Raw genomic sequence first — 17210 nt, forward strand, 5'->3', positions numbered from 1 at the left:
AAAGCCCGCCGGGAGGCGGGCTTTGTTCAGCGGGGCCGGGTGGCGATCAGCCGCAGGCGCCGATGTGGCCGCAGTTGGTGCACTTGGTGCAGCCGTCGATGTGGTGCATGTCGTGGGCACCGCATTCCGGGCACTTCGAGCCGGTACCGGCCGCGAACTGCATGCCGTTGGCCGGCTTGGGCTCGGCGGCTTCTTCGACCGCCGGTGCCGGCACCGGGGCGCTGAGGCGCGCAGCGTAGGCGCGCGCCAGTTCACGCACCGGCAGTTGTGCGCCGGTGGCGGTGAGGAAACCGCGCGCGAACAGCAGCTGCTGCACCGCGTAGGCCAGGGCCGCGACCTCGGAGTCGTGGAAACGCGGGATCTGCGTGCCGTCGCCGCGCAGCAGCATGCCGCTGCGCACCGCGCCGTTGGTCCAGGCGATCTCGCGCAGGTTCTCCAGCGCCTTCTCGATCGAGGCGCCCGAACGCGCGGCCAGCGACAGGAGGCGCATCGCGCCGTCGAGCCACTGGTCCTGCTCGCCTTGCAGCAGGAACTCGACCGGGCGTTCGATCGTCACCTTCTGGCCGTCGACGACGCCGTCCACCGGCAGGAAGCCGACGGTGACGTACATCGAGCGCTTGCCGGCCTGGGTCCACATCTCGACCTTCTCGGTGATGCTCGAGATGCGGCCGACCGGGCGGCCGACGTGCTTGGTCAGCGGGTCTTCGTCGCGCGGCACGGCCGGCGCGGCCGGCGCCGCGGCCGGGGTGCCGACGGACAGCACCGAGCCCAGCACCGAGTTCGGACGGTAGGTCGCCAGGCCCTTCAGGCCGGCCTTCCAGGCGTCGAGGTAGAGGTTCTGGAAGTCTTCGTACGGGTAGTCGGCCGGCACGTTGACCGTCTTGCTGATCGAGGTGTCCAGGTAGGGCTGGACGGCCTCGAGCATGCGCATGTGGTCGTTGGCCGACATCTCCAGCGCGGTGACGAACTGCGGCGGCAGCTTCGTCACGTCGCCGCCGAGGTGGCGGAACAGGCGCCAGGCGCGGTCGGCGACCTCGAAGACGCGGTGCGAACCGTCGGCTTCGCGCTTCTTGCGGTTGTAGGTCCAGGAGAACGGCGGCTCGATGCCGTTGCTGGCGTTGTCGGCGAAGGCCAGCGAGATCGTGCCGGTCGGCGCGATGGCCAGCAGGTGGCTGTTGCGGATGCCGTTCTTGCGGATCGACTTGCGGATCGATTCCGGCAGGCGCTTGGCGAAGCCGCTGGCCAGGTACTTGGTCTTGTTCAGCAGCGGGAAGGCGCCGCGTTCGCCGGCGAGGTCGACCGAGGCCAGGTAGGCGGCGTCGCGCATCGTCTCGGCAATCTTGGCGGCCAGCGCCCGGCCTTCGTCGCTGTCGTAACGGATGCCCAGCATCACCAGCGAGCTGCCCAGGCCCAGGAAGCCGAGGCCGACGCGGCGCTTGGCGGCGGCTTCCTCGCGCTGCTGCGGCAGCGGCCAGTAGGTCACGTCGAGCACGTTGTCGAGCATGCGCACGCCCACGCGCACGACGGCCGCGAAGCCCTCGAAGTCGAAGCGCGCCTCGTCGGAGAAGGCGCCGACGACGTGGCGCGTCAGGTCCACCGAGCCCAGGCAGCAGCAGCCGTAGTCGGGCAGCGGCTCCTCGGCGCAGGGGTTGGTGGCCTCGATCGTCTCGCAGTAGTGCAGATTGTTCTCGCGGTTCATCTGGTCGATGAACAGCACGCCCGGCTCGGCGTGGTCGTAGGTCGACCGCATGATCTGGTCCCACAGATCACGCGCCTTGACGCTGCGGTAGATCCACTTGCCGTCGGCACGCTGCTGGGCGCCGGCCTGGACCAGCTCGTCGTGCGGACGCGCGGCGTGCGCCAGCTCGAACTCGGCGTCGTCGACGACGGCCTGCACCAGCGCGTCGGTGACGCCGACGCTGATGTTGAAGTTGCGCAGCTCGCCCTTGTCCTTGGCGTGGATGAAGGCTTCGATGTCCGGGTGGTCGCAGCGCAGCACGCCCATCTGCGCGCCGCGGCGCGCGCCGGCGGATTCGACGGTCTCGCAGGAGGCGTCGAAGACGCGCATGAAGGACACCGGGCCCGAAGCGCGCGAATGCGTCTGCGTCACCAGCGCGCCTTGCGGGCGGATGCGGCTGAAGTCGTAGCCGACGCCGCCGCCGCGGCGCATGGTCTCGGCGGCTTCGGTGACGGCGGTGTAGATGCCGGGCTTGTCGCCTTCGTAGCCGGTGATCGAGTCGCCGACCGGCTGCACGAAGCAGTTGATCAGCGTCGCCTGGATGTCGGTGCCGGCGGCCGACATGATGCGGCCGGCGGGCACGAAGCCGCGCCGCATCGCCCACAGGAACTCGGCCTCGCGCGCAGAGCGTGCGTCTTCGGTCTCGATCGAGGCCAGCGCACGGGCGACACGCGCCTGCACCTGAGCGATGTTCTGTTCGTCGCCCTTGGCGTACTTCTCCAGCAGGGCGACGGTGGCAATTTCCTGGGGTTCCAGGGCATCGAGCAGGTGCTTGTCGGGTGCGTTCATCGGCAACGGAAATGGCGACGCCGCGCAACGCGCGGCGTTGGGTTGAGGGACAGCTTCTGGGGTTCGGACAACGGGGCGAGCGTTCTCCGGCGGGGCAAAGAGACGACCCGGCGTTGACCCCGGGGCCCCGGATCCGCAGGCGCGCTGTGGGCCTGCGGCGACCGCCATCGGCGCCGTGTGGCGCGTCTGGAGCGTGCGGGATTTTAGTCCAAGCGCCCACCGCCGGCAGGCTCTTTCGGCGAGCCAGAGCGCTGCGCCGGGGCCTTCGGCGCCGTCATCCGGCGTAACTCGTTCCCCCGCCACGACAATCGGCGCGACACCTCGCCGCGACGCTTTCACCGTCGTGGCGCAGGCCCGACAACGTGGCCGACAGGGACTTGCCGGGCGACGCCGCGGCGGCCCGGCGCGGCCTGCGGAGAAGCCGATGATCCGTCTCGACAATCCCGAGAACCACCGCCGGCGCAGCGCGCCGCGCAACACCGCGCGCTTCGTCCTGGCGGCCTGGCTGCTGGCGCTGGCCGGCGCCGCCGGCGCGGCGACGGTCGCACCCGGTGCGCCGCTGCCGGCGCTGGCGTTGCAGGACCAGAACGAGCGCCCGTGGAGCGTCGCCCCCGGCACGCGGCGCCTGGTGTTCGCCGCCGACCGCGCCGGCAGCGAGCTGGTGCAGTCGGCGCTCGGCGCCGACGGTGCGCAGCGCCTGGCCGCGGCACGCGCGGTCTACGTCGCCGACATCCACGCCATGCCGGCGCTGGTGACGCGGCTGTTCGCGCTGCCGGCCCTGCGCTCGCTGCCGTACCCGGTCGGCCTGGTGCGCGACGACCAGGCCGCCGCCGAGCTGCCGCGCCGCGCCGGTCAGGCGACGGTGCTCGAACTCGACGCCCAGGGCGCTGTCGCGGCCGTGCACTACGCCGCCGACGCCGCGGCGTTGCAGGCGCTGCTGCCGCCGGCCGACTGAGCGCGCGTTCTCAGGGCGCCGTGTGCGCCGAGCGCTCGAACTGCCCGACGTCCAGCCCCTGCGCCCGCAGGCGCTGCATCAGCGCCTCGTAGCGCGCCGGCTCGACCTGCGGCGTGCGCGACAGCACCCAGGCGTAGGCGCGGCGCGGGTCGGTGATCGCCGCCAGCGAGTAGTCGGCGTCGAGATCGACGATCCAGTAGTCGCCCCAGACGAAAGGCAGCCAGGACAGCCAGGCCGGCGCGAAACGCACCTTCAGCGTCGGCGACTGCGGCCCGCCGATCTGGCGTGCCTGGCCCAGGGCCTCGTCCATCGTGCCGTCGGCCAGGCGGCAGCGGTTGCGCACCTGCAGCGTGCCGTCTTCGCGCAGCGTGTAGTTCGCGCTGGTGTCGGCGACGCACTGGCGCTGGAAGCGGTTGGGGAAACGCGCGATCTCGTACCAGGTGCCCAGGTAGCGTGGCACCTCCAGGCGTTCGATCGTGCGCAGCGCGCCGTCGGAAGTCTGGGCGTGGGCCGTGGCGCAGGCGGCGGTCAGGATCAGGCTGGCAAGGAACTTCAGGGTCATGGCCGCGATGATCGCCGCAGCACGATGCCCCGTCGTCGCGCGGCGTCAACGGCGGCTTGAGGAAGAATCGCGCCCCCTGCAGCGTGCCGCCGGCGCGCCTGCCGCCTTCGACCATGACGCTAGCCGAGATCCGCGCCGCGCTGGCCGCCGAACAGGCCGCCACGCCGTCCTATTACGACTTCAAGGTCGAGCGCCTGGAGCGCGACGGCGCGCTGTGGCGCGTCACGCTCGAAGCCGGCTACGTCTACGCCGAGGGCCAGCGGCCGGGCGCGGCCTCGGCCCAGGCGCTGCTCGACGAGAGCCTGGACGGCGCCTCGGCCTGGTGGGGCGAGCCGCACAAGGGCGGCGCCGCGGTGCTGGCGGTCGTCGTCGAGGACGACCAGCTGATCCTGCAGAACGCCAGCGGCCCGCCACCGGGGCCGGGGCGGCTGATCCGCGTCTACCCGCCGCGTTTCCTCGACGCGCTGGTCGCCGCCTGGGACGATGGCGACTGGGCGGCGCGCGCACTGGCCGCCGAGGCGGCGCTGGCCCGGCCGGCCGAGACCGCCGCGCCGGCGCTGACCGGCGCGCCGTTCCGCTGGCTGCGCAGCGCGCAACGTCAGGCGCTGGCGCTGCCGCGCTGGACCAGCAGCTTCCTCTGGGGCCCGCCGGGCACCGGCAAGACGACGACGCTGGGCGTGCTGCTGGCCGAGACGCTGGACGCCGAGCCCGAGGCGCGTGTGCTGCTGCTGTCGACGACCAACCAGGCCGTCGACCTGGCCACCGTCGCCGTCGACAAGGCGCTGGAGAAGGGCCGGCGCGAACGCTGGCGCGAGGCCGTGCGCCGCCTCGGCTCGCGCTTCAACCCGGCGCTGTACGCCGGCCGCGAGCACCTGATCCCCAACGCCGATCGCGTGCTGCTCGCGCGCCTGGCACGCGCCGAGTCCGAGCGCCCGTCGGCGCGCGACCTGGAAGCGCTGGAGGCCTGGAGCCGGCGTGTCGCCGAACTGCGCGCCGAGCTGCGTGCGGCCTCGCTGGCGGTGCTGCGCGCCAGCCGGCTGGCGGCGATGACGACGGCGCGCGCCGTCGCGACGCTGAATACGCTGCGCGAACTGGCCGACGGCGCCGCGCCGCCTTTCGACCTGATCGTCTTCGACGAAGCCAGCCAGGTGCCGCTGGCGCAGGCGCTGGCGCTGATGCCGCTGGGACAGCGCTGCCTGTTCGCCGGCGACCCGAGCCAGCTCTCGCCGGTGCAGCGGGCGCCCGAGCGCGAGGCGCGGCGCTGGCTGGGGCGCTCGGCGTTCGCGGCGATGCCGCGCCGTGCGCCCTCGGTCGTGCTGCTGGACGAGCAGTCGCGCATGGCCGCGCCGATCGGCGCGCTGGTCGGCGACCTCTATTACGACGGCGCGCTGCGTGTCGCCGCCGACGCCGAGGCTTCGCCCGGCTGGCTCGCGGCGCGGCGGCGGGTGCTGGGCCCTGCCGCCGAGGACGTGCACGTGCACGTCGAGCCGGTGGCGCGCGACGGCGCCTGGTCGGCCGCCTGGCGCGGCCCGGTGCGCCCCGAGTCGGCCGACGCGATCGCGGCGCTGGTCGCCGACGTGCTGGCCGGCGGCAGCTGGCAGGCGCACGAGATCGTCGTGCTGACGCCGTTTCGCGCCCAGCGTGCGCTGATCCGGCAACGGCTGGAGGCCGCCGGGGTCGACGGCGTGCGCGTCAGCACCGTGCACCGCGCCCAGGGCAGCGAAGCCGCGGCGGTGCTCTTCGACCCGGCCGACGGCAGCCAGCCCTTTCTGCAGACCGAGGAGGCGGCGCGCCTGGTCAACGTCGCGCTGAGCCGCGCCCAGGCCAAGGTGCTGCTGTGGCTGTCGCCGGCCGACCGCGCCAACCCGCTGCTGGCGCCCATCGTGCGCCGGCTGCGCCTGGCCGGCGATACACGTGAGGCGCTGGACCTGCTCGAGCTGGCGCGCGCGCCGGACTTCCCGGCCAACACCGCCGGACGGCGTGTGCGCGCCGGGCGCCACGTCGGCGAGGTGCTGCGCGTCGCGCCCGACGGCAGCCGTTTCTGGCTGGTCAACGAACGCAGCGGCGCCGAGCAGGAGATCGACGCCGGGTTCTGGCGCGCCAAGGCGCGTGCCGCCGGGCGCTGAGCGCCGTCAGGCGAGCGTCGCCATGTCGACGACGAAGCGGTAGCGCACGTCGCTCTTCAGCATGCGCTCGTAGGCCGTGTTGATCTCGTCCATGCGGATCGTCTCGGTGTCGCTGACGATGCCGTGCTGGGCGCAGAAGTCCAGCATCTGCTGCGTCTCGCGGATGCCTCCGATCAGCGAGCCGCCCAGGCGCCGGCGCTTGAAGATCAGCGCGAAGACGTCGGGCGAGGGGTGGCGCTCGGCCGGCGCGCCGACCAGGGTCATCGTGCCGTCGCGCTTGAGCAGCGCCAGGAAGGCGTCGAGGTCGTGCGGCGCGGCCACGGTGTTGAGGATGAAGTCCAGCCGGCCGGCCTGGCGCGCCATCTGCGCCGGGTCCCTGGAGACGACGACCTCGTCGGCGCCCAGGCGCTTGCCGTCCTCGATCTTTTCGGGCGAGGTGGTGAACAGCACGACGTGCGCGCCCAGCGCGTGCGCGAGCTTGACCCCCATGTGGCCCAGGCCGCCGAGGCCGACGATGCCGACCTTCTTGCCCGGCCCGGCCTCCCACTGGCGCAGCGGCGACCAGGTCGTGATGCCGGCGCACAGCAGCGGCGCGACGCCGGCCAGCTGCGACTCGGGGTGGCAGATGCGCAGCACGAAGGACTGCTTGACGACGATGCTCTGCGAGTAGCCGCCGAAGGTGTTCTCGCCGCCGAAGACCGGGCCGTTGTAGGTGCCGGTGAAGCCGTTGTCGCAGTACTGTTCCTCGCCTTCGGCGCACGACGGGCAGTGGCCGCAGCTGTCGACCATGCAGCCGACGCCGGCCAGGTCGCCGACCTTGAACTTCGTCACCGCCGAACCGACGGCCGTGACGCGGCCGACGATCTCGTGGCCCGGCACCGAGGGGTAGAGCGTGTTCTTCCACTCGTTGCGCGCGGTGTGCAGGTCCGAATGGCAGACGCCGCACCAGAGGATGCGGATCTGCACGTCCTCGGGGCCGGGTTCGCGGCGTTCGATCGTGAAGGGGCCGAGCGGGCTCTGCGCGTCCTGCGCGGCGTAGGCCTGGATCGTGGGCATGGCGACTCCTGGTGGGCGGGTGGGGCGGATGGATGAGGCCACGAACGCTGGGGCCGTCACGCGGCGCTCTTACGATAGCGGGCGCGGCGATTTCGTGTCCGGCCCGGGACAACCGATCGTCGCCCGGGGACGTTTGATCACGATGACCATGTTTTTGCCGCTGCCGGCCCGCCGTCGGGCCGGAGCCCTCGCCCTGTTGCTGGCCGCAGCCGTCGTCGCCGGCTGCAGCACGCCGAACAAGATCGCCGTCTCGGTCTACCAGAACGAGCACTTCAAGCCCGACGAGACCTTCTCGCGCCAGTTCGAGGCCGACGCGCCGACGACCTGCGAAGCCTCGCGTCTGGCGCTGCTGAGCCAGGGCTACGTCGTGACCTCCGCGACGCCGGAACTGGTGGTCGGCAACAAGCACTTCCAGCCCGACGGCGACATCCACGTGCAGATCACCTTCACCGTGACCTGCGCGCCCGACCCCTTCGACAAGACCTCGACGACGGCCTTCGTCAACGCGGTGCAGGACCGCTACGCGCTGAAGAAGGCCTCGTCCTCGGCCAGCGTCGGCCTGCCGGTGGGCTCGCTGTCGATCCCGCTGTCGGCGTCCGACGATTCGCTGGTCAAGGTCGGCAGCATGACGATCCCGGCCGGCAGCTTCTACGACCGCTTCTTCGCCCTGGTGCAGCGCTATGTGCGCAGCCGGGTCTGCGGTGGCGAGGAACGCTGTGCGGCCACCGAAGCGGCTGCGGTGGAAGCGGCGCGCATCGAGGCGGCCAAGGCCGCCGCGGCGGCTGCGGCGGCAACGCCCTGAGTCGGTTGCCGGCCCAGGAGCCATGACCCGCCTGCTGATCATCGAAGACAACCCCGAGCTGGTCGCCAACCTCTACGCGTTCTTCGAGCCGCTGGGTTATGTGCTGGACGACGCGCGCGACGGCCTCACCGGCCTGCGCATGGCGACGCAGAACGTCTACGACGCCGTCCTTCTCGACCTGATGCTGCCGCGGCTGGACGGCATGACGCTGTGCCGCCGGCTGCGCGAAGAGTTCCAGAATCCCGTTCCGGTGCTGATGCTGACCGCACGCGACCCGGTCGAAGACCGCGTCGAGGGTTTTGCGCTGGGCGCCGACGACTATCTCGTCAAACCTTTTTCGCTGAAGGAACTGGACGCGCGCATCAAGGCCCTGGTGCGCCGTGCGCAAGGGCGCCAGGTGCAGGGCACGCTGGTCTGGGAGGATCTGCGGGTGGAGACCCGTGCGCCGCAGGCCTCGCGCCAGGGCCGGCCCCTCGCGCTGACGCCGACCACGCACAAGCTGCTGCTGAGCCTGGTGCGTGCCGCGCCCGATGTCGTCAAGAAACAGGAGCTGGAATACCTGCTGTGGGGCGACCAGCCACCCGAAAGCGGCGCCTTGCGCACCCACGTCCACGACTTGCGGCAGCAGCTTGACAAGAACTTCACGAGCCCGCTGATAGAAACCGTGCACGGCGTCGGCTGGCGCCTGAACAAGCCTCCCCGGCCGGCGGAGGAATGATCGGCTGGACAACGGGAGGCAGCACCATGGGATTCGGTTTGCGCGCGATGACGCTGCGCACGCGCATCACCGTGTCCTTCGTGGCGCTGATGGTGGCCGCGATGGCTTTCGTCGTCGCGGCGGAGCAGCTGGACTACGACGAGTTGCGGGCCTACGTGATCTCCGAGAGCCTGCACGACGAGGTTCGGCGGCTGCAGGCGGAGATCGCCCGCGGCGGTGCGCCCGCCATGCCGGCGGGCAGCGAGTTCTACGACGAGCAGACCGTGCCGCAAGGGCTGCGCCCGTATGCGCCGGGTTATCACGCGCTGCCCAAACCCGGCGACGGGCACCTGCAGGTATTCGAGCTCGGCGGCCGGCGCTACTACCTGCTGCAGGACGGCGAGCATTACGCCTATCTCGAGCACGTCATCGATGCCTACGCGGCGCTGGTGATCCTGGCGTGCATCCTGGGTGCCTTCTGGATCGGACGCAAAACCTCGGCGCGGGTCATCGCGCCGATCACGCGGCTGGCCGAGGCGGTGCAGAACAAGCAGAAACCTCTGCCGTTCCAGGAGGCCAGCGACGAAATCGGCGTGCTGGCGCGTGCTTTTGCCCGCCACAGCGACGAGCTCGAGCAGTTCCTGCAGCGTGAACGCTGTTTCGCCGGGGATGCCAGCCACGAGTTGCGCACGCCGCTGGCGATCATCGGCGGTGCCGCCGAAACCCTGGTGCACCAGTTGCCCGCCGACAGTCATCTGACGGCGAGCGCCGAGCGCATCGTGCGCACGGTGCAGGAGATGCAACGCCAGCTGGCCTGCCTGCTGCTGCTGTCGCGCGACCCTCAAACCCTGGCCAGAACCGAAGTGCCGCTGCGTCCGCTGATCGAAGAATGCATGGCGCGCTGCCAACCCTGGCTGGCGAACAAACCGGTGCTGCTGGTCGTCGACGCACCGGCCGAAACCCGTGTCGACACCCACGCCGAACTCGCCCGCAGCGTGATCTGGAACCTGCTGCGCAACGCCTGCCAGTACACCGACGAAGGCGAGGTGCGCGTCACGCTGCAGGGCTCGAGGCTGGTCATCTCGGATACCGGGCCGGGCCTGCCGCCCACCCTCGATCCGCAGCAGTTCCGGCGCTTCACGCCGAGCGCGCGTCAGAGCGGCGAAGGGCTGGGCCTGTCGATCGTGCAGCGCATCGTCGAGCACCTGGGCTGGCAGATGCGGGTCGAGAGTTCGGCGCGGGGCTGCCGCTTCACGCTGTTGATGGCGGCGGCGGATTAGGTCGCCGGCGCCGTTTCGCGGCAGGCGGCAAAAAGGTCCAGATCACGCTGGTAGACCTTGGTTTTCACGCCGAACAGCCCGAGCACCGAGTGGTACAGGTTGTCGTGGCTGTAGGCTTTTTCGCTCGCGTTGGCGCGCAGGCAGGCCAGGCCCAGGCGGGCATTGCGCGCGAACTCCGGCGAGAACCACATCAGCATCGGCACCTGGGTCTGTTCCTTGGGTGCGATGAGGTAGGGCGTGCCGTGCAGATACATGCCGCGCTCGCCCAGCGATTCACCGTGGTCGGAGACGTAGACCAGCGCCACGTCGCGCTCGGCTGAATAGCTCTGCAGCAGCTCGATGGTCTTGCCGAGCATGCTGTCGGTGTAGACCAGGGTGTTGTCGTAGGTGTTGACCAGCGCTTCGTTGCTGCACTTCTGGATCTGGTTGCTGTCGCAGGTCGGGCTGAAGACCCTGGCCTGCGGCGGATAACGCTCGAAGTAGGTCGGGCCGTGGCTGCCGATCTGGTGCAGCACGATCAGCGCGTCGCCCGGCATCGCGGTGATGCGTTCGTCGAGCCGGTGCAGCAGAACCTCGTCATAGCAGGTCCCGTCCTGGTTGAGGCACGAGCCGGCGACCTTCAGCGCCGGCATGTCCTCGCTGGGCACACGCTCGCACTGGCCTTTGCAGCCGCCGTTGTTGTTGTTGCGCCAGAGGATGTCCAGGCCGGTGCGCTGCAGCACGTCGAGCAGGTTTTCCTCGGTGGCCGCACGCACCTCGTCGTAGTCCGCGCGCGGCAGACGCGAGAACATGCAGGGCAGCGAAACCGCCGTCGCCGTGCCGCAGGACGCTACGTTGCGAAAGCTGATGACGTCTCCGCGTTGCGCCAGCAGGGGGTTTGTCGCCCGGTGATAACCGTTGAGCTGGAAGTTCTGCGCGCGCGCGGTTTCGCCGACGACGAGGATCACCAGTTTGGGCCGTGCGCCGGCCGCCGGCGCAGCACGCGTCGCGTCTTCGGCCACCGTGCGCAGCGGCTGGGATTTCGCGCTGAACTGGCGCTTCAGGTAACCGTGGGTGCTGCGCACGAAGTTCAGCGGCAGCACCTGGTCCTTGATCTGTCGGTTGTTGCGCAGCAGCGAGGCGTAGTCCTTGTAGAACACCAGCGTCACGGCGGCCAGCACGGCCAGCGTCACGAAGGCGTTGGCCAGCCACTGCATCGCCACCTGGCGCGCCCGCCCGTCCTGCTGCACACGCAGCGCCAGCAGCGCGCCGGCCGGCAACACGCCGAGCAGGAGGATCGTCAGCATCAGCGGCGCCGACAGATACGAACCGAGCTCGGCCTGGTTCGTCTCGAAGACGTTCTGGACCATGCTGCGGTCGATCAGCACCTGGTACTCGAACATGAAGTACTGGCAGGCCGCGGCGATGACGACGAGCAGCGCCAGCAGCGGCTTGCGCAGATACGGCAGCGCCACGACCGGCGCCAGCAGCAGGTTCAGCAGGCAGAAGAGAAAGACCGGCAGGCTGATCGCGAAGAGCAGGCCGTGCAGGCCGGCGATCTCGACCTTGGGCCCCAGCGAGTGCCACAGCACGAGGTTGCCGAAGCTGGCGAAGAAGAGCGCGGCGACCCAGCCCAGTTGCACCGGATTGAGCCGCAGGGACAGCAGACGTCGAAGCACGTGATTCGCGGGAGCGGAAAGCCGCGCAGTGTCGTGAAGCGTCTGTCAAGAAGTCGTCAAGAGCGTGCTCGAGCGCTCGCCGGGTGGTCGCCCGGCCCCTGCGAGCACGCCGCGGCCGCGCCCGGGGGAATTGACGGCAATAACGAAATAAACGCCATAAAAACCACGGCGGCAATTTGACTTGATGCAAGTCCGGCGGCACTTCGGACGGTAACTTAGGCGCACTTTCCGATTCGCCCTGAGCCCGCCGGTGAACGTCACGGAAAAAGCCGACAGCGGCGGGCCGATAACCGATCCGGAGGACATCATGGAAGTTCTCGAAGTTATTCCCAGCAAAACCCTCAAGCAAACCCGCGAAAACCGCGCGGACGAAACCCGGGCGAGCGTCGCCGCCGCGCCCCGAGCGCCGGCCGAGCGCGCCTTCCTCGAGCGCCTGCTGCTCGACGACGAGGCCCGGGAAGCGGAGCTCGAGCACGTCGCCGTGCTCGGCTACAACTGACCCTCATCCCGAAGGCCAGCCCGCACACCCTGACGCCGAGGGTCGTCAGCACCGCCAGAACCTCCTCCTGAGCCACGCCGCCTGAAGGCGGCCGGGGGCATCCCTGCGTCACCAGGCGCCGAACCTGCGGGTTCGGCAGCGCCTAGGCGGCGCTCGCCCCGAAAACGGCGTGGGAGACGGCGGTGGACGCTCCTCCGAATATCAAAGTTCTCGTTCACGAGAAACCCCGTCCGGCGCGCCCGAGATAAGCAACAGGGCGCCGGAGAAATAGACAGACTCCCCCCGACATATGCCGGGGATACCCGCAAGACGGAACCCAACGGAGCGATACGATGAGTGAAGCAAGCCCCGCAACCCTGGAGGCGGTGCCCGGCGGCACGGCCCCCACCGGGCAGAAGTTCTGGCCCCACGGCTGGTGGCGCCTCATGGAGGCCAAGGTCGGCGTCATACCGCTGCCGCTGTTCGTGCTGGCGGGCGCCCTGGTGTTGGCGCTGGCCAAGACCAAGGGCGGCCTGACCAACGAGCTGACGGTGATGGCCGTGACGCTGGCGTTCTTCGGTTTCGCCTGCGGCGAGCTCGGCAAACGCATCCCGGTGATCGGCAAGATGGGGGCGGCCGCGATCTGCGCGACCTTCATCCCGTCGGCGCTCGTCTACTACGGCCTGCTGCCGGACATCGTCGTCGAGGCGACGACGAAGTTCTACAAGGCCACCGGCATCCTCTACCTGTACATCTGCTGCATCATCGTCGGCAGCATCATGAGCATGGATCGCAGGACGCTGATCCAGGGCTTCATGAAGATCGTGATCCCGATGGCCTGCGCGGCGGTCGCCGGCATGGTCGTCGGCACGCTGACCGGCGTGCTCGTCGGCAAGAGCGTCTTCGAGACCTTCTTCTTCATCGTGCTGCCGTGCATGGCCGGCGGTGTCGGTGAAGGCGCGATCCCGCTGTCGATCGGCTTCGCCGAAATCATGCATCAGGACCAGGGCGAGATGTTCGGCCGGATCATCCCGATGGTGATGATGGCCAACGTCGTGGCGATCATGCTCTCCGGCGTGCTCGGCGCGATCGGCAACCGCCGTCCGCACCTGACCGGCAACGGCAAGCTGCTGCCCGGCAGTGCCGACGACGAGGAACTCGCCGCCAAGAGCGAAGCCTCCGGCAAGGGCCTCGACGTCACCGGCCTGGCCGCCGCGGCGCTGATGGCCATCAGCCTGTACATGGTCGGCATGCTGGGCTTCCGCGTGATCGGTCTGCCGGCGCCGGTGGGCATGCTGTTCGTCGCCGTGCTGGTCAAGCTGACCCAGGCCGCGTCGCCGTCGCTGACCGAAGGTGCACGCACGGTCTACAAGTTCTTCCAGACCTCGGTGACCTACCCGGTGCTGTTCGCCGTCGGCGTCGCCATCACGCCCTGGGAACGCCTGATCGCCGCCTTCGCGCTGGACAACATCGCCGTCATCGTCGCCACCGTCTTCGCGGTGGTCGGCACCGGCTTCCTGGTCTCGCGCAAGCTCGGCATGTACCCGGTCGACGCCGCGGTCGTGTCCTGCACGCAGTGCGGCCAGGGCGGCACCGGCGACGTCGCCATCCTGTCGGCTTCCAACCGCATGCAGCTGATGCCGTTCGCGCAGATCGCCACGCGCATCGGCGGCGCCATCAACGTGACCGTCTCGCTGCTGGTGCTGTCGCGCCTGGTGGCCTGAGCCCCGCGTCCCTTCCCACTCCCCGGCGTCGGCGCCTTGCCGCCGCGGCATCGCCGACGCCCCAGACACGAGAGAACCTCATGAAACTGCTCAGTTTCCGCAACAGCCGCGGCAAGCGCAGCTACGGCATCCGCACCGAACGCGGCATCGTCGACCTCGGCAGCCGCCTCGGCGAACGTTTCCCCTCGCTGCGTGCGCTGCTGTCGGTGCACGGCGGCATCGCACTGGCCCGCCACCACGAGGCGAGCGCGCCGGACTACCAGGAAGACGAGGTCAGCTTCCTGCCGGTCATCGAGCACCCGAACAAGATCTTCTGCGTCGGCATGAACTACGCCGCCAAGCGCCAGGAGTTCAACGAGACCAACCCGGCGCCGACGCTGTTCGTGCGTTTCCCCGACTCGCAGACCGGCCACCGCTGCCCGGTGATCAAGCCCGCGCACAGCCGCGAGTTCGATTACGAGGGCGAGCTCGCCGTGATCATCGGCACCGGCGGCCGCGGCATACGGCGTGAGGACGCGCTGCTGCACGTGGCCGGCTACGCCTGCTACATGGACGGCTCGGCGCGCGACTGGCAGCACACCTGGTTCACCGCCGGCAAGAACTGGCGCGAGACCGGTGCCTTCGGCCCGTGGATGGTGACCAGCGACGAGCTGCCCGACCCGCAGCAGCTGCAGCTGCGCACCTTCCTCAACGGCCAGCAGGTGCAGGACGACTCGACGGCCAACATGATCCATCCGGTGGCCGCGCTGATCGAGTACATCAGCACCTTCAGCCTGCTGTCGCCCGGCGACGTGATCATCACCGGCTCGCCCGGCGGCGTCGGCAAGAAGCGCGTGCCGCCGCTGTTCATGAAGGCCGGCGACACGATCGAGGTCGAGATCTCCGGCATCGGCCGGCTGTCCAACGTCATCGCCGACGAGGTGCTCGAGCCTTTCGAGGGCTACGAAGTGCCGCGCGTGGCCGAGACCGCCACCGCATGAGCCGGGCGGATGCGACCCGGCCGCCGGCATCGCCCGGCGTGCCGCGTCCATCCGCGTCGACGGAGCGCCCATCGTGAGCGACGACATCGAGTTTTACGCCATCGACCCGCGCGAGGCGCCGCAGGAGCGTGCCGAGGTGCGCGAACTGCTGGCGCAGTGCGACCTGGACCTCGAGGAAGGCATCGAGACCTTCGTCGTCGGGCGCCACGGCCGCCGGCTGGTGGCCTGCGCCGGGCTGGACCACAACATCGTCAAGTGCGTGGCCACGGCGCCCGACTGGCGCGGCAGCTCGCTGTCGCTGACGCTGATGAGCGAGATCGTGCACCTGGCGCTCGAACGCGGCCATCTGCACCTGTTCCTGTACACGCGGCCGCGCAACGTCGAGTTCTTCGCCGGCTGCGGCTTCCACGCGCTGGCCGAGGTGCCGGGCCACGTCAGCCTGATGGAGAACACGCCGGTGGGCATCAGCGGCTACTGCCGCCGCCTGGCCGCCGAGCGCCGGCCCGGGCAGCGCATCGGCTGCATCGTGATGAACGCCAACCCGTTCACGCGCGGCCACGAATACCTGGTGCGGCTGGCTGCGGCGCAGTGCGACTGGCTGCACCTGTTCGTCGTGCGCGAGGACGTCTCGCAGTTCTCCTACCGCGACCGCTTCGCGCTGGTTCACAAGGGCGTCGCCGGCGTGCCGCGGCTGACGCTGCACCACGGCTCGGAGTACATGGTCTCGCGCGCCAGCTTTCCCGACTACTTCTTCAAGGAGAAGGGCATCGTCGGCGACTGCTGCACCGCGATCGACCTGCTGCTGTTCCGCGACTACATCGCGCCGGCGCTGGGCGTGACGCACCGCTTCGTCGGCACCGAGCCCTTCTGCGCGACCACGCGCAAATACAACGCCGACATGCAGTACTGGCTGCAGCAGGCGCCTTCGGCGGCGCCGCCGGTGGCCGTCGTCGAGGTGCCGCGCACGTCCTGCGAGGGCGTGCCGATCTCGGCGTCCGAGGTGCGGCGGCTGCTGCGCGCCGGCCATCCGGGCCGCATCGCGTCGCTGGTGCCGCCGGACACGCTGCAACTGCTCAACGACAAGTACTCGCCCGTGTTCCGCCGCGAGCGGCCGGAGGTGAGTGCCTAGCACGGCCTGCCGTGCATCCCCGGGCCGGCCGTACCGACCGGCCCAACGAAAGAGGTCAACGATGCAAATCGTCAAGGAAGCCCTGGCAGGGACGCTGGAATCCAGCGACCTGCTGGTCAAGGTCGCTCCAGCCGCCGACGGGCGCCTGGAGCTGGTCATCGAGAGCGAAGTGATGCGCCAGTTCGGCGCCCAGATCCGCCGTGTCGTCGCCGAGACGCTGGAGCGCCTGGGCGTGACGGCCGGCCTCGTCGTCGTCGAGGACAAGGGGGCGCTGGACTGCGCCATTCGTGCCCGCGTGCAGACCGCCGTGCTGCGCGGTGCCGGGCAAGTGCAGATCGACTGGAGCCGACTGTCATGATACTGCGCCGAAGCATGCTGTTCCTGCCCGGGGCCAACGCCGCGATGCTGAGCACCGCGTTCGTCTACAAGCCCGACTCGATCATGTTCGACCTGGAGGACGCGGTCTCGCTGCGCGAGAAGGACGCCGCGCGGCTGCTGGTCTTCCATGCGCTGCAGAACCCGGCCTACGCCGACATCGAGACGGTGGTGCGCATCAACCCGCTGGCCACGCCCTTCGGCCTGGCCGACCTGGAAGCCGTGGTGCGTGCCGGTGTCGACATCGTGCGTCTGCCCAAGACCGACAGCGCCGCCGACGTGCACGAGCTGGAGGCCCAGGTCGAACGCATCGAGCGCGAATGCGGCCGCGAAGTCGGCTCGACGCGGCTGATGGCGGCCATCGAATCCGCCTCGGGTGTCGTCAACGCGCTGGCCATCGCCACCGCGAGCAAGCGCCTGGTCGGCATCGCGCTGGCCGGCTTCGACTACGTGATGGACATGCAGACCGAGCGCGGCGACGGCACCGAGCTGTTCTACGCGCGCTGCGCGGTGCTGCACGCCGCGCGTGTGGCCGGTATCGACGCCTTCGACGTCGTCTATTCGGACGTCAACGACGAAGCCGGCTTCCTGCGCGAGGTCGAGCTGATCCGCAAGCTCGGCTTCAACGGCAAGTCGCTGATCAACCCGCGCCAGATCGAGCTGCTGCACAACGCCTACGCGCCGACCGAAGAGGACGTCGAGCACGCGCAGCGCGTGATCGCCGCCGCCGACAAGGCCGAGCGCGAAGGCCTGGGCGTCGTCTCGCTCAACGGAAAGATGATCGACGCGCCCATCGTCAACCACGCCCGCCGGGTGCTGCAGCGCGCCCAGGCCTCGGGCGTGCGCAAGTGACCCCCTTCG

15 protein-coding genes are annotated in these 17210 nt (G+C 70.0%); 11 read left to right on the top strand and 4 right to left on the bottom strand.

What is annotated here, in order from left to right; genetic code table 11:
• Positions 1 to 46: 46 nt before the first annotated feature.
• Positions 47 to 2527 carry an adenosylcobalamin-dependent ribonucleoside-diphosphate reductase gene (locus RGE_RS11210; RefSeq protein WP_014428503.1) on the bottom strand — a complete coding sequence of 827 codons (2481 nt, stop codon included), beginning with the start codon at positions 2525 to 2527 and terminating at the stop codon, positions 47 to 49.
• 424 nt (positions 2528 to 2951) lie between these two features.
• Between RGE_RS11210 and RGE_RS11215 the strand changes: the two genes are divergently transcribed.
• On the top strand, positions 2952 to 3482 hold the full coding sequence (locus tag RGE_RS11215) for a hypothetical protein (RefSeq protein ID WP_014428504.1): 531 nt from the start codon (positions 2952 to 2954) through the stop codon (positions 3480 to 3482).
• Positions 3483 to 3492: 10 nt separating this feature from the next.
• On the opposite strand, the gene RGE_RS11220 is transcribed toward RGE_RS11215, so the two are convergent.
• Entirely contained in the window at positions 3493 to 4044 is a 552-nt protein-coding gene (locus RGE_RS11220; RefSeq protein WP_014428505.1) for a lipocalin family protein, read from the bottom strand.
• 113 nt (positions 4045 to 4157) lie between these two features.
• On the opposite strand from RGE_RS11220, the gene RGE_RS11225 reads away from it, so the two are divergent.
• On the top strand, positions 4158 to 6170 hold the full coding sequence (locus RGE_RS11225; protein WP_014428506.1) for a DEAD/DEAH box helicase: 2013 nt from the start codon (positions 4158 to 4160) through the stop codon (positions 6168 to 6170).
• Between the two features lie 6 nt (positions 6171 to 6176).
• On the opposite strand, the gene RGE_RS11230 is transcribed toward RGE_RS11225, so the two are convergent.
• A complete protein-coding gene (locus RGE_RS11230) occupies positions 6177 to 7226 on the bottom strand; it encodes an NAD(P)-dependent alcohol dehydrogenase (protein ID WP_014428507.1) in 1050 nt (349 codons plus the stop codon).
• Between the two features lie 196 nt (positions 7227 to 7422).
• On the opposite strand from RGE_RS11230, the gene RGE_RS11235 reads away from it, so the two are divergent.
• The 3 genes from RGE_RS11235 to RGE_RS24060 are packed head-to-tail and all read left to right on the top strand — an operon-like array spanning position 7423 to position 10005.
• Positions 7423 to 8028, top strand: coding sequence for a DUF2242 domain-containing protein (locus RGE_RS11235; RefSeq protein ID WP_014428508.1), 606 nt, complete (start codon positions 7423 to 7425; stop codon positions 8026 to 8028).
• Positions 8029 to 8050: 22 nt separating this feature from the next.
• Positions 8051 to 8746 carry a response regulator transcription factor gene (locus RGE_RS11240; RefSeq protein WP_014428509.1) on the top strand — a complete coding sequence of 232 codons (696 nt, stop codon included), beginning with the start codon at positions 8051 to 8053 and terminating at the stop codon, positions 8744 to 8746.
• A 26-nt stretch (positions 8747 to 8772) separates the two neighbouring features.
• Positions 8773 to 10005, top strand: coding sequence for a sensor histidine kinase (locus RGE_RS24060; protein ID WP_014428510.1), 1233 nt, complete (start codon positions 8773 to 8775; stop codon positions 10003 to 10005).
• Here the strand turns inward: RGE_RS24060 and RGE_RS11250 are convergent.
• Positions 10002 to 11663: a phosphoethanolamine transferase gene (locus RGE_RS11250; RefSeq protein ID WP_014428511.1), complete on the bottom strand. Its 1662-nt coding sequence runs from the start codon at positions 11661 to 11663 to the stop codon at positions 10002 to 10004. The genes RGE_RS24060 and RGE_RS11250 overlap by 4 nt on opposite strands.
• 250 nt (positions 11664 to 11913) lie before the next feature.
• Between RGE_RS11250 and RGE_RS11255 the strand changes: the two genes are divergently transcribed.
• The 6 genes from RGE_RS11255 to citE all read left to right on the top strand — a co-directional run bounded on the left by RGE_RS11255 (position 11914) and on the right by citE (position 17201).
• A complete protein-coding gene (locus tag RGE_RS11255) occupies positions 11914 to 12162 on the top strand; it encodes a hypothetical protein (protein WP_014428512.1) in 249 nt (82 codons plus the stop codon).
• Between the two features lie 332 nt (positions 12163 to 12494).
• Positions 12495 to 13865, top strand: coding sequence for a 2-hydroxycarboxylate transporter family protein (locus tag RGE_RS11260; RefSeq protein ID WP_043784012.1), 1371 nt, complete (start codon positions 12495 to 12497; stop codon positions 13863 to 13865).
• Positions 13866 to 13945: 80 nt separating this feature from the next.
• The gene (locus RGE_RS11265; RefSeq protein ID WP_014428515.1) at positions 13946 to 14845 is read left to right on the top strand and encodes a fumarylacetoacetate hydrolase family protein; all 900 of its coding nucleotides are present in this window, start codon (positions 13946 to 13948) and stop codon (positions 14843 to 14845) included.
• Positions 14846 to 14918: 73 nt separating this feature from the next.
• Complete coding sequence (gene citC, locus RGE_RS11270) at positions 14919 to 15974, top strand: [citrate (pro-3S)-lyase] ligase (protein WP_014428516.1); 1056 nt, start codon at positions 14919 to 14921, stop codon at positions 15972 to 15974.
• 61 nt (positions 15975 to 16035) lie between these two features.
• Positions 16036 to 16332, top strand: coding sequence for a citrate lyase acyl carrier protein (gene citD / locus RGE_RS11275; protein WP_014428517.1), 297 nt, complete (start codon positions 16036 to 16038; stop codon positions 16330 to 16332).
• Positions 16329 to 17201 (top strand): citrate (pro-3S)-lyase subunit beta, encoded by an 873-nt coding sequence (citE, locus tag RGE_RS11280; RefSeq protein WP_014428518.1) that lies wholly within the window; start codon positions 16329 to 16331, stop codon positions 17199 to 17201. The genes citD and citE overlap by 4 nt, the downstream gene beginning before the upstream one ends.
• The last annotated feature ends 9 nt before the right edge of the window (positions 17202 to 17210 follow it).

It is taken from the genome of Rubrivivax gelatinosus IL144 (genome assembly GCF_000284255.1).
Taxonomy (GTDB): domain Bacteria; phylum Pseudomonadota; class Gammaproteobacteria; order Burkholderiales; family Burkholderiaceae_C; genus Rubrivivax; species Rubrivivax gelatinosus_A.

Bases quoted from the DNA above. Each gene is read 5' to 3' on its own strand.
- RGE_RS11220 (WP_014428505.1), bottom strand. From the start codon at position 4,044: ATGACCCTGAAGTTCCTTGCCAGCCTGATCCTGACCGCCGCCTGCGCC.
- RGE_RS11230 (WP_014428507.1), bottom strand. From the start codon at position 7,226: ATGCCCACGATCCAGGCCTACGCCGCGCAGGACGCGCAGAGCCCGCTC.
- citE (WP_014428518.1), top strand. From the start codon at position 16,329: ATGATACTGCGCCGAAGCATGCTGTTCCTGCCCGGGGCCAACGCCGCG.
- RGE_RS11260 (WP_043784012.1), top strand. From the start codon at position 12,495: ATGAGTGAAGCAAGCCCCGCAACCCTGGAGGCGGTGCCCGGCGGCACG.
- RGE_RS11265 (WP_014428515.1), top strand. From the start codon at position 13,946: ATGAAACTGCTCAGTTTCCGCAACAGCCGCGGCAAGCGCAGCTACGGC.
- RGE_RS11225 (WP_014428506.1), top strand. From the start codon at position 4,158: ATGACGCTAGCCGAGATCCGCGCCGCGCTGGCCGCCGAACAGGCCGCC.
- citD (WP_014428517.1), top strand. From the start codon at position 16,036: ATGCAAATCGTCAAGGAAGCCCTGGCAGGGACGCTGGAATCCAGCGAC.
- RGE_RS11240 (WP_014428509.1), top strand. From the start codon at position 8,051: ATGACCCGCCTGCTGATCATCGAAGACAACCCCGAGCTGGTCGCCAAC.
- RGE_RS24060 (WP_014428510.1), top strand. From the start codon at position 8,773: ATGGGATTCGGTTTGCGCGCGATGACGCTGCGCACGCGCATCACCGTG.
- RGE_RS11215 (WP_014428504.1), top strand. From the start codon at position 2,952: ATGATCCGTCTCGACAATCCCGAGAACCACCGCCGGCGCAGCGCGCCG.
- RGE_RS11210 (WP_014428503.1), bottom strand. From the start codon at position 2,527: ATGAACGCACCCGACAAGCACCTGCTCGATGCCCTGGAACCCCAGGAA.